We start from the raw sequence: 13067 nt of genomic DNA, 5'->3' as shown, positions 1-13067 counted from the left end.
AACTGGCGACAATGCATGAAGCCTTCCTCAAACTCGCTGCCTGCATGATCTGCTGGAATACTCTTCAACGATCTGCTCAGGCATTTTGAAACCACCTCTTAGGCATACGTTTATCACGAACTGCCTGCTTCGCTGGTATCGACACAAGATCAATGTCGATAACGCAATCGTATCGTTATCCACTTATGTGGGGCATGTTCGCGTCACTGACACGTATTGGTATGTCAGCACCGTCCCTGAACTGATTGCCTCAGTCTCTCAACGCTTCGAACGTTATGCACGGGAGATTTCAAATGACTAGCTCCGATCCAGCAGTACGGTTTTCGACCTTGATTCAACAGTTCTTTATGGACCGTTTGATCGAGCAGCGCAACGTCAGTCCTCGCACTGTGGCCAGCTACCGCGATACCTTCCGGTTGCTGTTCAGCTTCGCGGAGAATGACTTGAACATGTCACCACATAAGCTCCGGCTAGCCGACTTCAATGCAGAGCTGATTCTTGCTTTCCTCAAATATCTGGAGACTACCCGTCACAACGCGATCCGCAGCCGGAACGCGCGGCTAGCTGCGATCCGGTCTTTTGCTCACTATGCAGCGTTACAGGAGCCTTCGGCGCTGCCCGGGCTTCAGCGCGTGCTGGCCATTCCCATGAAACGCTTCGACAGACCCATGGTCGGTTTCCTCAGTCGAGACGAAATGCAGTGCATCCTTGCAGCTCCTGCTGCAAACAGTTGGTGCGGTCAGCGCGACCAGGCTATGCTGGCTACGCTCTACAACACGGGTGCACGGGTATCTGAACTAATAGCTATGCGCGTCGGGGATGTCGTATTGGACCGTGGCGCCTGCGCAAACCTGCACGGCAAGGGACGAAAGGAGCGAACCGTGTCACTGTGGGCTAGTACTGCGAAGCAAATCCGCCGCTGGCTACACCAGATTGATCCAGATCAGAACCAGTGGCTCTTTCCTAATCGTGCCGGCGGCCAGATGACACGGTCCGGCGTAACAGATCGACTTAAGCTCGCTGCGGCTGGCGCTTCAATCCGCTGTCCCCAACTCAAGACTCGAAGCATCACTCCACATATCGTAAGGCACGCCACGGCCATGCACATGCTTCAGGCCGGTGTAGACGTCACGTTGATTGCATTGTGGCTTGGCCATGAAAGTGCCGCCACCACCCATATGTACATCGAAGCCGATCTCGCCATGAAACAGCGGGCACTGAACTCCATTCAAGCACCGCAATTCAAACAGCACCGGTTTTGTCCGCCGAAAGACATTCTCGCCTTTCTCGACGAACTATGATTATGCTTGCTTGGTGGGTCGCCCTCATTAACCGTACAGCATGAACGTATTGCGTTGCTGAAGCTCTTCAAGAGAGACGTCCGGCCCCAGGGTGGTCGGACGCACAACTGACGTCAAGGCGCAGAAGGTAGGACTCTGCATAATTCGGTTACGTGGATAAGAGCGTGACATCAGGCCATTCTCCACCGGCAGATCCTCATGGATGTTCAGTGACACGGTTGCTGGCGCGAAGGCCAGCGCCATGATCTACAGCTTGATGCTCACGTGCCGAGCGTGCAACGTCGAACCTCATGCGTATCTCGTACGGATACTCAGCGAATTGCCGCAACGAGCACTAGACGCCGATGTTACCGACCTGCTGCCGTTTAACTTCTCGAAGCATACGCCTTGACCGCTTAACAACGCTTGATCCAACCACCGTATTGACGCGACTGTTGCCACGCGGTCACGTTGGTCCCGTGTGCCAGATCGAGCGCTTACGCGTGATCTGTAACTTCAAATGCCGCGACCGTTTCCGTTAATGCGATTTGGACGTACATATAGACCGCCATGAAGTCGATCTTTGCAGATCTCAAAAAGCCATCTTTTATGGACTTCTCGTTGACGGTGGCCGGTTGTTCGCTCCTTCTCTTATGTTTGCTCGGTGGATGCGCGCTGCTGGGCTACTACCCCAATACAAGGCTGAAGGTAGTTTTTGCAATTGGCCTTTTCTGGGGCTCCCTTTGCAAGCTTGTCGGCTTACGACCGACATCCAACTGGCGTGGGATCGCCATCATTGCCAGCGGGTGGGTATCCTTAACTTTCCTGGGATTATTCTTAAGCGATTCAATATCGGGTTGACCTCGGAATACGAATCTTGCGGGTGGGGTATCAATATATGTCATTTTTCCATTAGGCGCTGTGGACATTTGCACTCGGGCTTGCGTGAAGTTGCTCAGCTCCATGCTTGGCCTCACTTTTTTTTAATAATGCTGCGCGAATTATGCTATTGATAACGCGCAACGCGCTAAATTCTCAACCTCTTATATTCGACCCTAAACCTTGCGCCGATCCAGATTACGAAGAGCTCGTCAAGAAGGCTGTCACGCATGCAAAAGCGAAGCTGCAATGGGTCTGCCAGGCTTCGTCGGCTGAATCGGAATGGAGAGGAAGGAGACGAATCATGAGCATACTGCTCGCGGTGTTTGGAGAAGGGAAAGATCTGGATTCACTATAGATGACGGCCCGAGCCATCGCCGTGTTCTTCGGGTCACTGGCTCTAATTCGTAACGGGGAAAGACGCGCCTTCGGTCAACGCTCGCCCTTCGACTATGTCGTTGCGATTTTGCTCGGAGCTACCTTGAGTCGCGTCATCGTGGGTGCGTCACCTGCAGTTGCAACCGCGGCAGCTTCGCTAACCATCGTGCTTATCCATCGCGCCCTTGAACGGGCATGTGTTCGATTTCCGCGGCTCGAACGTCTGTTGGTGGGTGAGGAACGCGAAGATGCTCTCGGGCAAAGAGGTCGTCGCGGCGGCGGCGATTGCACCGCTTGGCGAATACAAAAGGAATTTGAGCGCCAGCGCGCTTCGAATCAACAGGGGACGGTACGGACCGTCGCATCGAAGGTTCGTCGTCCATTCGCGCCACGCACGGTCCGATGTCTCGATGCGCCCATCAATGTCTTCGATCGGCGGCACGACGAGCGGCTCATCGTCACCCGCAACGATAGCGAGCGTTTCGCGCTGTCCGTCCTGCACGGCAACGTGCGCACGGATACCTTCATTGCACGTTCGTCGATGACAACATTCGCACCGTGCAGAAACAACCCCAGCACGCGCCCTGCATGGAAAACGTCCCGTCCGCCGATGATCGAACAATACGGGCTGATCGAGTCATCACGTCGACTGAAAACGATGCGCACCTCGAAGCGCGCCGTGCCTTCGAGGCCTTCGATACGCCGCGTCATCTCTGCCCACGGCAGCCGCCCTGCACTACCACTGTTATGCGACTCGACAAGTTAGGCGCGACCCGTGGGCGTCGTGAACACCGTCTCGAGCACATTACTGTGTTCGCGATATTGCCGTTCGACTTCGAAGGGCTGAGTCGGCGTGATGGAAAAATAGCCGCCGTTGCGTACGTCCAGCAATCGGTCGAACAACAGCGGTGAATCGATGCTCGGGACGCACCACCAGTCGATGGAGCCATCCGCGCCGCTCCGCGCGACGGACCGGCCATCGCCGAGCGCGCCATAAGCGTCAAGCGGGAGAAAGCCGTCTGCATCACGTTCGATAATCCGGGGGCACTCCATTAGTTTTTCGGCACCTTGTCGACTCCCGCGCCAGGATTACTGGTGTCGATCAGCTCCGGCGACTTCACCGCACGCAGCGTTTCGAGTTGAGCTTTCGTGTCGATCCTGCGAGCGCGTTCGAACGGTTCGAGCTTCACGGGACCACCTCGCTCCAGCGCCTTGAGGATGCCTTCGAGCACGCGCACGTCGGCATAACCTTCTTCGACATCAGGCTCGGGGTGCGTGTCATTGAGGATGCAGTCGGAAAAATACTTCATCTCGCCGCCGAAGTGGTCGGTGTTCTTGAATGAGTGCGTCGCTTCGTCCTGCCCGATCGTGACCGTTTGCTGCGTCGGCTTGCCGTACATGTAGCAGGGCTGCATTGCGATGTTCCCCTTGGTGCCGAGCGCAAAAAACGAATCGAGTGTGTTCAGTGTGTACGACACCACGAACTGCGCGAGCCGGTCGCCTGGAAAGCGCAGCGTGACCGCCACCGTGTCATCGAAATCGCCAAGGCCCGCTTCGGGGTGACGCACGCCAACGGCGGATACAACTTCGACGGGCTCAGCTTCAAACACATAGCGCGCGGCGTTCACAGGATACGGGCCCATGTCGAAGATCGGGCCTGCTTCGACGCCGCTTTTAGCGCGATGATTCGCCGGATCAACCTTCTGCACGAAAGTGGACGAAAACAGTCGCACGTCGCCCAGATCGCCTGAGCGGAGGCGCTCGATCGTCGACAGCGTGCCCGGCTCGAAATGCAGGCGATATGCAACCATCAGCTTTGCGGTCGATGCTTCCGCGGCTGCGGCAATCGCCTTGCACTTCTCCGTTGAGACTTCCAAAGGCTTCTCAACCAGGACATGAATGCCTGCCTTTAATGCAGGAATGACGAATTCGGCATGCCGCCAGTTCGGCGTGGCTAAGTAGATTGCATCGACCTTCCCTGACGCGAGCAGTTCGTCGAATTGCTCGTACGTGAAAATGTCTGCGATGTTGTACTGCTCGGCAACCTTGCGCGCCTTGTCGGGGTTGCCAGTCACCAGCGCGGTGATTTCGGAATTTCCCGTGTGATCGACGCCCGGCATCATGGCCTCCTGCGAGATATCGCCAAGTCCTACGATCGCGTAGCGAACTCTCTTGCCCGTGCTTAAGCCCAGCGCTGAAGCAATGCTCATTGCTCGTTCCTCTTGAGTGGTTGTGGCCTGAAGGCCATGTCCAAAGCCCACGCAACGTTTGTTCCAGTTGGAGAGTTTCGGGAAACAATGACCAAGGCGGCGAGGAACAGCGATTGCGCACCCGTCGCCGATTGCTCGCTACACAGTGACGGTGTGATTTCAAAGGAGAGGACTTGCCAGATGCATGCGTTAGATTGTGTTCTACCCGCTCGCGCGACGCTCGGTGAATGCCCGCGATGGGATGAGCGGAGAGGCTTGCTGTGGTGGATCGATATCGAGGCGCCCGCGCTGCACTGTTTCAACCCTGAGACTGGTGCGGATGCCGCCATTGAATTGCCGGAGAATATCGGATGCTTTTCACTGATGGACGGCGGAGGCTTCGTGGCAGGTATGCGCACCGGCATCTATTTGCTCGACACTCACGGACGGGTCGTTCGGCAACTCTGCGCCAATCCGGAGAATCCTGCCTCGAGCCGCTTTAACGATGGTCGCTGCGACGCACACGGCCGCTTCTGGCTGGGCACGCAGGATGAGTCGAAGCAAGGTGGCGCGGCGCTCTATCGTTTCACGAACGGTGCGTTAATGAAAATCGACGCTGGACTAACGACATCGAACGGCATGGCGTTCAGCCAGGATGGGCGCTACTGTTATCACTCGGATACGCCCAAGTTCAAGATCTATCGACATACCTACGATGGTGAGAGCGGCGAAGTCGGCCCACGCGAAGACTGGGTATCGTTAAGTCACAGTGAGAGCGAACGCGGGCGACCGGACGGCGCGTCGGTGGACAGTGAAGGCTTTTACTGGTCTGCCCTGTACGAAGGCGGGCGGATTGTACGCATTTCGCCCGCGGGTGAGGTGGTTGAGGAATATCCGCTGCCCGCGCGCTGTCCGACCATGTGTGCGTTCGGCGGCGCCGATCTACGGACGTTGTATGTGACCACTGCGCGGCAGGGTAGGAGCGCCGAGGAGCTTGAACAATATCCGGAGTCGGGCGGCATCTTTTCAATGCGCGTGCGAGTGCCAGGTCTCGTCGAGCCGCGCGCCGTGATCGGACAGGCATAAGCGCGACACCCGTGCGGCAGCGATGACGCAGCCTTTCATCCAGCTTGTCTGCGCGTGCAGGAAACTGTCTTCATATCGCGCCCGTTTTTTCCGCTTCCAAATTTAGATAAGGAGTTTCGATGACTGCCACGAAGAACCAATACGCCATGCAAGATCCGTTGAAGCAGTATCCCGGTCCTGACTTCGACCGGCAGCCGCAATCTGCGCCGGGTCTGGCCAAAGAGATGCGTCCCCGACCCGATCACGGTGAGGAAAGTTACCAAGGCTTCGGACGGCTCAAAGGACGTCGCGCTTTGATTACCGGAGCCGACAGCGGAATCGGACGTGCGGTGGCGATCGCTTACGCCCGGGAAGGCGCGGATATCGTCATGAACTATCTGCCGAGCGAAGAAGCCGACGCGCGAGAAGTGCGCAGGCTCGTCAGCGATGCCGGCGTCAAGGTCACAGCGATAGCAGGCGACATTAGCGAGGAAGCGTTCTGCCGTGAACTCGTTCAGAAGACTGTCGGCGAACTGGGTGGCATCGACATCCTGGTGAATGTCGCCGGCAAACAAACGTCAGTCGATTCGATCGCCGATCTGAGCACCGAACAATTCGAGGCGACATTTCGCACCAATGTCTTCGCGATGTTCTGGCTGTGCAAGGCGGCGTTGCCGCACATGCCGGCTGGTGCAGCGATTATCAATACGACCTCGATCCAAAGTTATCAGCCCAGCGCTTCCCTTTTGGACTACGCACCGACGAAAGCCGCCATTACCGCTTTCACGCATGCACTGGCCAAACAGGTCGCGCCTAAGGGTGTACGGGTCAACGCGGTAGCGCCCGGTCCGATCTGGACGCCGCTGCAACCTAGCGGTGGGCAGCCGCAGGAAAAGATTGAAGGGTTTGGGTCTGAAGTGCCCCTGAAACGACCCGGTCAGCCGGCGGAGTTGGCACCGGTGTACGTCCTACTGGCGTCGCAGGAGTCAAGCTACGTGACTGGCGAAGTCTACGGCGTCACAGGCGGCAATCCAATCTCTTAATACACACGATGCCTGTTCGTTTGTTTTAAGCGGCCGCACTCGTTCCACAGTCCTCCGGAGCAAAGGGAACGCGCAAGGACGTAGATTGAAACTGATTTCTGGCGACGTCTTTGTTCTCGGCCCCGACCCGTTGTGCCTGCCTTTGAACCTGACAAGTCGACCGACTGCAAATCCGTAGCGCTTCTGCCAAGGCATTGAGTGAGACAGCAGACCGGTCGTTTCGACGTTGCCATGAGCGGCTGCTTTGGCTCCTCGTTGTTTCTGTGTGCACGGTAAAGTCATCCTGGTATGGTTGCACCGGCTATTTCGAGCTTTGTGAGGATGGCGTACACAACGCATTGACCGTTGGCTGTCGAGCTTCTAGGACGAAATTAAGCGACCTCTCCGGACAGTACGTAGCGCGAGTTGAATACCGCTTTGCATGTCTGGATGAAATCCGTCGGTTTGTAGGAGCGGCAGGCTCTCGCCATTTATTATGCGGCCCCGTTTTTCGTGTGGGTCGGGCTGCAAGTAGATGACGACGCCTCGACGCTTGAAATCTTGACGGTTGTCATGTCGCAGCGTTGCCGCACCGCCAGTCGCCAACACAATTCCTCGGCCGCGACTTTGCATTTACGACATGCGCCTCCCGCCGACGGAGGGCCTCCTCGCCTTCGAGTTCGAAGATCGAAGATCGAAGAAACGCCACGCCGGTTTGTGCAACGGCCGCCACAGACGGCGCGCGAGCGCGCGGCCCACCGTGGTTCTTCCGGCACTCATCAGTCCAACGAGGTATGGGTTCGTTTTTGCGTGAGCCTCTTGCAACTCCAGTTTCTTCACGAGCCTAAAGTCGCTCGACACGTTCGTCGGCGCCCTCCTATTTCCAGATGAACCCGCCTAGCAATCCTCCTCCCTTGTTAGGAAAACGCTGATATCGAGAACACGTCCGACGCGGTACGGTGCAATACGGTCACATTACGCAGGTGAGTGCGCGACAGCCTCGCGTTGACAACGCCATGGACGATAAATGTGACTGGCTCCCCTCGAGCTTCGACGGCCTTGAATGGTGGCGGCAAGCCTCCGCAGAGATCGAGTTATTGGTCATTGCCGACAGTGAAGAACCGGGACCAGGGCGTTGGCTTTGGGTGGTGCGTCGGATGGACGGCAACGATGCTGGCCAGAGCAGCTTCGGCATGTCTGCAACGCTCGATGAAGCGAAAGAGGCGGCCGAAAAAGTTTGGAAAAATAGTAGAAAACCCTGATTCAGCTTTCCGAAGGTGGCCATCGCGTTAAATCGTTGGTTCTCGCGTCGGGCAACAAATTCAGCCGCCGGCTGCGATGGTCCTTACGACCACTTCACAGACGCACCGATCGGCTTGGTGAAGCTCACCGTACGCTTGCCCTTCTCTTTCTAAGGGAAACTAGCTGAGCGCAAGGTCAGGTGGTTCGGAGCGAATCAATACGATGAAGTTCTTCGCGAGCGCAGAAGAGAAATGGCGCCTTCCTAAGCGTCATTGAGCGATTTGGGCGCTCATCGAGATGAGCGCACGGACATACTGTGTCCGGCTCGCTCGACAGTTGCAAAGCATCACCGTTGAAGCGTCGGACAGGTGCGTGTCCGCCTGCGGTACGCTGTCATTCCGTGTCGGAATGTCGATTGCTTGATCAGTTCACCATCCTTGCGGAGCATGTCATGGAACCCAAACCTCCTCTGAATCCCGGCGACGAAGCAGATCCGGGCACACCAGGCGCCGGCGAGGATATTTGTCCGGCATGTGACGGTTCAGGCCAGCTCGACGGTGCGAAGTGCGAAACCTGCGGCGGCACAGGAAAGATCATACAAGGCGTTGGCGGTGGTTGACTGCGCCTTGCCGGTCGACGCAGATGTGCTCGTTGCGATGAAAGGGGCTGGGCGCCGGCCCTTTGTTCCATCAATCCCAACCTGCAGGTTCGTCCGTGTGAGGCTACTCGCCGGGTTCCGCAGTCGAAGGATAGCGAGTCCCGTTCACGTTTACTGCCGTGGGAGAGTTCCGGCGCACGAATGGCGCATTTGGACAAGCACCCTTCTCAATCCGCACCCCTTCGGCTTTCAACCGTTCTACGAAGGATGGTCGGCTGCTTCTACGGCCGCAACGTACCGACTTCGCTTAACTAATAGCGTGGCTCGATGAAAGACAACGTCGCGCTACAAAAAGAACGCTCGACACTAGAGAAGGCCGACGCGGACATTGAGCAAGCGTGCCTGCGCGTTGAGCAACAGCGCACCATCCTACGTATGTTGGAGATAAGGGGGCACGATATGGTGGACGCAGCTAAGCTTCTCGAAACGTTTCTCGGCACAGTGGAGGCGATGCGGCTTCACCGTACTGCGATAATTCACGAGATCGAGCGCTTCAAAGAGATTAGATAACAGCAGCCCCCGCTGATGGTGGTCTCAATGACACCCGAAGTGGAAATGGATCTACCGTTGTCTTTCCCTCCGCCCCGCTAAGGCATCCAACTGCCGCCTTCTTCACTTCGATCGCCTGCAGTGTTCGAAGCACGTCGGCGCAACTGTTGCCAAGCCACGCCAAGTCAAATACGACGAGCACGTCCTGCGGCCATAAGCCGGTTGATGAGGTGCTGTAAGAGGTGTCTTTCCGACGCCGGCATCGGCGAACGGACCGCACCGACAAACACATTCTCGTCACGCACTTCAAGATTGAGGGAGGTCAGGTTACGCTCGGCGCATTCGCGACGAACATCGTCTTCGTCGCGAATAAGAACGAAAATCGTCATATCGCTTAACGACCGGACCGGCCAAATTTGTATTTAGTCAGGATTCGAGCTCTTCCGCAGTTGAGCGCAATCAACAGCCGGCAGGATACGGACCTCAACGTTCGGTCCAAGCAAGCGCGCGCGTCAGTGCTTCTTGTTCCGTCGAGACGGTGGTAACGCGCACTCCGTCCGGTCCCGGTACTTCAATCTGCCAGCCGCCGCTTGTGCAGGGTCGAACGATGATTTCGGCGTCGTCAGCGCCCTCTGGCGTCAGCACTCGATGTACTCCTTTTCAGTTGCAGGCGAGATGAGCGTTACATTCATTCTAGTAGAAGGTAGTAGCGTCAAAAAGGGGATTCCACCGATGCGCCTCGTCAGGCGTGAGCCGTCTGCGAGGCGAGGCACGCGGGCACTGTTTCGGGTCCGCGCGAAGCTGTAAATGACGAAAAGCTTCTCATTTTCGTCATGAACACGATCATGATCGCCCATCAAACAGCTGCCACTGACGCCCCGGAGTCGCACCTATTTACGTTTCAGGTTGACGGCGGTGACGTATCACGGTCCCAACAGGTGACGTTGCGCACGGCGCGAGTCCTCGGGCGCGAACTCGGTAAGCACACCGCGCTGGGTGCGCTGATGCGAGCCATCGCCAGCGCCGAGCCGAGCGACTACGACGCCTGGTCGGCACCCGTTACGCAGGTACGTAAAAGTAGCTCGCCCGCAGGCGGATGCATCGCCAGCCGTAAAATTTTCGATCTTCGTCGGCCGTCGACGGTCCCTCGCGCCCGCAAGACATGCCGCACGGCGTTATGCGTCCCCGTCAGCGTAATAGCGGGCGGCCGCTTCCAGCATGCGGCGCTTCTCCGCCTTGACGTAGATGGAGGTGGTTTGCAGCGACGCGTGACCGAGGATCGACTGCACGACGTCGGTCGGCATCTCGCGCGCCACGGCACGCGTGCCGAAGGTATGGCGAAACGCGTGCGCGGAGGTGTTCACCAATTGCACGAGGTGCTCCGTGGTCAGCTCCGCGAGCGATGCCGGATCCGCGCGCAGCGCGATCACCAGACGCTTGACCGCCATGCGCACCAGTCGCCCGAGTGCGTCAGCTGTGTAAGGAACGCCCGTCGATACGCCCACCGCGTCGCCGTCCCCTGCTTCTGCGCGCTCGTGTCGGAGCTGCGCCGCGTCGGTGCCCGGAATCCAGATCGGCGCGATCAGCGGGCCCGCGGCATCCGTCTCGAAATCGAGTCCACGATCAGCCCAGTGCGCCCGCAGCGCATCGACCGTCGGACCGCTGACCGGCACCGTCCGTTGTTTTCGCCGCTTGCCCACAATGCTCAGTGTCCAGACCGTTCGTGCGCGCGGAACCGGCGCGGCGCTTGCCACGTCACTCCCTTTCGACTTGCGCGCTGGCTTGGACTCGCTCGCGATGTCCGACGGCCGCAGATCTTCGCGTCGGGCCTGCGCCGCCTCGGCGCGTCGCAGGCCCGAGTCCCCCATTAACAAAATCGCCGCGCGCGCCGCACGCCATTGACAACCCGCCTCTTGCGATGCCCGCGCGATTGCTGCCCGCCCGTTTGTTGGCGGCCCGATTACTGCTCGCCCATTTGCCCACCCCGCCTCTCTGGTGGTCGAAGGCGATCGGAGCGGCGCCGTGAAGTCGAGTAGCTTGTCGCACTGCGCATCGAGCAGCCGCCGCACCTTGGCCCACAACTCGGCCGGTAACGCCCGGTCGACCTGGACCGACGACTCGCGAATCACGGTGGCGGGATCCTGCACGGCACTCCATGGATTGCCGGCCAGATAGCGCACCTCGACCAGCCACGCGAACGCGGCGCGAATCACGCGCACCGCATAGGCCTGGCTGTCGATGGACAGCCCGTCCGGTGCGAACGGTCGCCAGCGTCCGCTGCTGCGCGGGCGCTTGGGTCCTGTGAACGCCGCCGACGGCGCCCCTAAAAAATCCTTGTACGCTTCGCAATCCTCGACCATCAGCGAGGACAGCGCTTTCTGTCGCACCACCACGCTCCACAAGATCAGCCGCTCAAGTTCCCGCGTGTACGCCCGCAACGTCACCGGTCGATCGCGATAGCGATGCAGGTACGCGTGCACCGCTGCCAGATCGTGTTCGGCCCGAATGAACGCGAAGCTGCCCGCGCGGTTCACGCCGCGACGCGCGCCGTGTGCGCCCTCCCCACCCGATAGCTCGGCCGGTACCGCCAAGGCTTCGAACGGCGCGAGTCGCGGCGCGCTCGAATCCCCGCCGACCACGATCGGCTCTGGCTGACACGCTGAACGCACCGCGAGTTCAAGCGGGCGCGCGTCGACATCGTCAGCGACGCGCGCGCCCAGACTTTTCTCGTGACGACGCAGCCACGCGACGAGCGTCGCCGCGCGTAAGGGACCGATGCGGGGCACCGCGCGCCACCAACTGCCGCCCCGCGCATTGCAGTAGTCGACGAGCGTACCCAAGGTCGCGATGCCCTCACCGATCAGGCGCCGCGCGATCAGCGGGCGGAACCATAGCTCGACCGGATGCGTGAGCGTCGGCGTCGCGGCCGCGAGGCCCGCGGCCTGTTCGACCATGCGTAGCGTGACGGCGGTGAGTCGCGCGCTGCCGTGTTGCTTGATGGACGCCTTGAGGTGATCGGCCAGCACCGGCGAGCCATGCAGCAACGCTAGGCTGACCAGGTCGTCGCGCATCTGGCGCAGGTAGCGTTCGGCCGCTTCCGGGGTCGCGGCGTGCGGCGCGCGCTCCGCATCGTAGTACAGCCGCGCGATGGTGGCCGATGGCACCCGCTGCACGAATGCGCGGAGCGCCGTGAAGTCCGTGCGCGTGTAGGTGCGCGGTGGTGGCAGGGTCAGTTGCTGGGGCTGGTTTGCCATCGGAGTGTGAGGTGAGATCGGGTGTCGGCGCTAGGCGTCGCCGCGTTCGACTCGCCAACCTTCGAGCGCCAGACGCGGATCGGCGACGACTTCGCTGAACTCTCGCCGTGGGTCAGATGAGGCTGGATCGGCTGGAACGCCCTCCCCTATTGGCTTGGCGAGAGGCGTAAAACGCATTATACCCCAGAAAACCCATTAAACCATTCACTGCTAATAAGAATTAGCAGACAAGGCCGTCTCGCTAATCGATGCATTTTTCGAATCGAACGACCTCCTTTCGGGCTTCCGCCCTGCCCTTCCGACGCCTGGCGACACTTGGATCACCAGGGCCACCGCCATTACGCCGGCTTGATGTTCGACGCCTGCTTACCCTTCGGACCCATCTTCTCGTCGTAGGTCACCTTCTGCCCTTCCGCGAGCGACTTGAAACCGTTCGACTGGATTTCCGAGAAGTGCGCGAACAGATCTTCACCGCCTGCATCCGGCGTGATGAAGCCAAAACCCTTTGCATCGTTGAACCACTTGACCGTACCGGTTGCCATTGTTGTTTGACCTCGAGTAGTTAAATTCAGCGCCACCCTTTCGGACGCCGGTCGCCATCTTCGGCTCTA

14 protein-coding genes and 2 pseudogenes are annotated in these 13067 nt (G+C 59.0%); 8 read left to right on the top strand and 8 right to left on the bottom strand.

The annotated features are described in order from the left end of the window. The first annotated feature begins 293 nt into the window (after nucleotides 1–293). Nucleotides 294–1301 carry a tyrosine-type recombinase/integrase gene (locus QCE69_RS36485; RefSeq protein ID WP_309935762.1) on the top strand — a complete coding sequence of 336 codons (1008 nt, stop codon included), beginning with the start codon at nucleotides 294–296 and terminating at the stop codon, nucleotides 1299–1301. Between the two features lie 27 nt (nucleotides 1302–1328). On the opposite strand, the gene QCE69_RS36480 is transcribed toward QCE69_RS36485, so the two are convergent. Then, complete coding sequence (locus QCE69_RS36480) at nucleotides 1329–1544, bottom strand: hypothetical protein (protein WP_309935761.1); 216 nt, start codon at nucleotides 1542–1544, stop codon at nucleotides 1329–1331. Between QCE69_RS36480 and QCE69_RS36475 the strand changes: the two are divergent. Together QCE69_RS36475 and QCE69_RS36470 are read left to right on the top strand one after the other, a co-directional pair. Continuing rightward, nucleotides 1462–1692, top strand: a pseudogene (locus QCE69_RS36475) (transposase domain-containing protein); the annotation flags it as partial. The gene QCE69_RS36480 and the pseudogene QCE69_RS36475 overlap by 83 nt on opposite strands. An 825-nt stretch (nucleotides 1693–2517) precedes the next feature. After that, nucleotides 2518–2784, top strand: a pseudogene (locus QCE69_RS36470) (hypothetical protein); the annotation flags it as partial. On the opposite strand, the gene QCE69_RS36465 reads toward QCE69_RS36470, so the two are convergent. The 3 genes from QCE69_RS36465 to QCE69_RS36455 all read right to left on the bottom strand — a co-directional run bounded on the left by QCE69_RS36465 (nucleotide 2695) and on the right by QCE69_RS36455 (nucleotide 4747). Further along, on the bottom strand, nucleotides 2695–3039 hold the full coding sequence (locus QCE69_RS36465; protein WP_309935783.1) for a hypothetical protein: 345 nt from the start codon (nucleotides 3037–3039) through the stop codon (nucleotides 2695–2697). The pseudogene QCE69_RS36470 and the gene QCE69_RS36465 sit on opposite strands and share 90 nt — an antisense overlap. A 260-nt stretch (nucleotides 3040–3299) precedes the next feature. Beyond that, a complete protein-coding gene (locus QCE69_RS36460) occupies nucleotides 3300–3590 on the bottom strand; it encodes a trehalase-like domain-containing protein (RefSeq protein ID WP_309935760.1) in 291 nt (96 codons plus the stop codon). Further along, nucleotides 3590–4747, bottom strand: coding sequence for a Gfo/Idh/MocA family oxidoreductase (locus QCE69_RS36455; RefSeq protein ID WP_309935759.1), 1158 nt, complete (start codon nucleotides 4745–4747; stop codon nucleotides 3590–3592). Before QCE69_RS36455 ends, QCE69_RS36460 begins: the two co-directional genes overlap by 1 nt. A 180-nt stretch (nucleotides 4748–4927) precedes the next feature. Between QCE69_RS36455 and QCE69_RS36450 the strand changes: the two genes are divergently transcribed. Beyond that, nucleotides 4928–5812, top strand: coding sequence for an SMP-30/gluconolactonase/LRE family protein (locus QCE69_RS36450; RefSeq protein ID WP_309935781.1), 885 nt, complete (start codon nucleotides 4928–4930; stop codon nucleotides 5810–5812). A gap of 119 nt (nucleotides 5813–5931) precedes the next feature. Beyond that, complete coding sequence (locus QCE69_RS36445) at nucleotides 5932–6834, top strand: SDR family oxidoreductase (protein WP_309935758.1); 903 nt, start codon at nucleotides 5932–5934, stop codon at nucleotides 6832–6834. Between the two features lie 360 nt (nucleotides 6835–7194). Here QCE69_RS36445 and QCE69_RS39660 read toward each other — a convergent pair whose 3' ends face one another. After that, nucleotides 7195–7446: a shikimate kinase gene (locus QCE69_RS39660; protein WP_409021272.1), complete on the bottom strand. Its 252-nt coding sequence runs from the start codon at nucleotides 7444–7446 to the stop codon at nucleotides 7195–7197. A 383-nt stretch (nucleotides 7447–7829) separates the two neighbouring features. On the opposite strand from QCE69_RS39660, the gene QCE69_RS36440 reads away from it, so the two are divergent. The 3 genes from QCE69_RS36440 (at nucleotide 7830) to QCE69_RS36430 (ending at nucleotide 9223) form a co-directional block, all read left to right on the top strand. Beyond that, nucleotides 7830–8075: a hypothetical protein gene (locus QCE69_RS36440; protein WP_309935757.1), complete on the top strand. Its 246-nt coding sequence runs from the start codon at nucleotides 7830–7832 to the stop codon at nucleotides 8073–8075. Nucleotides 8076–8470: 395 nt separating this feature from the next. Continuing rightward, a complete protein-coding gene (locus tag QCE69_RS36435) occupies nucleotides 8471–8674 on the top strand; it encodes a hypothetical protein (RefSeq protein ID WP_309911340.1) in 204 nt (67 codons plus the stop codon). 306 nt (nucleotides 8675–8980) lie between these two features. Further along, nucleotides 8981–9223 (top strand): hypothetical protein, encoded by a 243-nt coding sequence (locus QCE69_RS36430; RefSeq protein WP_309935756.1) that lies wholly within the window; start codon nucleotides 8981–8983, stop codon nucleotides 9221–9223. 164 nt (nucleotides 9224–9387) lie between these two features. Here QCE69_RS36430 and QCE69_RS36425 read toward each other — a convergent pair whose 3' ends face one another. The 3 genes from QCE69_RS36425 to QCE69_RS36415 all read right to left on the bottom strand — a co-directional run bounded on the left by QCE69_RS36425 (nucleotide 9388) and on the right by QCE69_RS36415 (nucleotide 12998). Further along, entirely contained in the window at nucleotides 9388–9591 is a 204-nt protein-coding gene (locus QCE69_RS36425; protein WP_309935755.1) for a hypothetical protein, read from the bottom strand. Nucleotides 9592–10377: 786 nt separating this feature from the next. Then, complete coding sequence (locus tag QCE69_RS36420; protein WP_309935754.1) at nucleotides 10378–12456, bottom strand: phage integrase family protein; 2079 nt, start codon at nucleotides 12454–12456, stop codon at nucleotides 10378–10380. Between the two features lie 338 nt (nucleotides 12457–12794). Continuing rightward, nucleotides 12795–12998: a cold-shock protein gene (locus QCE69_RS36415; protein ID WP_053572711.1), complete on the bottom strand. Its 204-nt coding sequence runs from the start codon at nucleotides 12996–12998 to the stop codon at nucleotides 12795–12797. Between the last annotated feature and the right edge of the window lie 69 nt (nucleotides 12999–13067).

It is taken from the genome of Caballeronia sp. LZ032 (genome assembly GCF_031451315.1).
In the GTDB taxonomy this organism is placed as follows: domain Bacteria; phylum Pseudomonadota; class Gammaproteobacteria; order Burkholderiales; family Burkholderiaceae; genus Caballeronia.
Note: the sequence above shows the minus strand (reverse complement) of the source record. Positions and strands in the feature narration are given on the sequence as shown.

Excerpts from the sequence above, each read along its gene's own strand:
- QCE69_RS36485 (WP_309935762.1), top strand. The coding sequence starts at position 294 with ATGACTAGCTCCGATCCAGCAGTACGGTTTTCGACCTTGATTCAACAG.
- QCE69_RS36480 (WP_309935761.1), bottom strand. The coding sequence starts at position 1,544 with ATGGCGCTGGCCTTCGCGCCAGCAACCGTGTCACTGAACATCCATGAG.
- QCE69_RS36460 (WP_309935760.1), bottom strand. The coding sequence starts at position 3,590 with ATGGAGTGCCCCCGGATTATCGAACGTGATGCAGACGGCTTTCTCCCG.
- QCE69_RS36455 (WP_309935759.1), bottom strand. The coding sequence starts at position 4,747 with ATGAGCATTGCTTCAGCGCTGGGCTTAAGCACGGGCAAGAGAGTTCGC.
- QCE69_RS36450 (WP_309935781.1), top strand. The coding sequence starts at position 4,928 with ATGCATGCGTTAGATTGTGTTCTACCCGCTCGCGCGACGCTCGGTGAA.
- QCE69_RS36445 (WP_309935758.1), top strand. The coding sequence starts at position 5,932 with ATGACTGCCACGAAGAACCAATACGCCATGCAAGATCCGTTGAAGCAG.
- QCE69_RS39660 (WP_409021272.1), bottom strand. The coding sequence starts at position 7,446 with ATGCAAAGTCGCGGCCGAGGAATTGTGTTGGCGACTGGCGGTGCGGCA.
- QCE69_RS36440 (WP_309935757.1), top strand. The coding sequence starts at position 7,830 with ATGGACGATAAATGTGACTGGCTCCCCTCGAGCTTCGACGGCCTTGAA.
- QCE69_RS36430 (WP_309935756.1), top strand. The coding sequence starts at position 8,981 with ATGAAAGACAACGTCGCGCTACAAAAAGAACGCTCGACACTAGAGAAG.
- QCE69_RS36425 (WP_309935755.1), bottom strand. The coding sequence starts at position 9,591 with ATGACGATTTTCGTTCTTATTCGCGACGAAGACGATGTTCGTCGCGAA.
- QCE69_RS36420 (WP_309935754.1), bottom strand. The coding sequence starts at position 12,456 with ATGGCAAACCAGCCCCAGCAACTGACCCTGCCACCACCGCGCACCTAC.
- QCE69_RS36415 (WP_053572711.1), bottom strand. The coding sequence starts at position 12,998 with ATGGCAACCGGTACGGTCAAGTGGTTCAACGATGCAAAGGGTTTTGGC.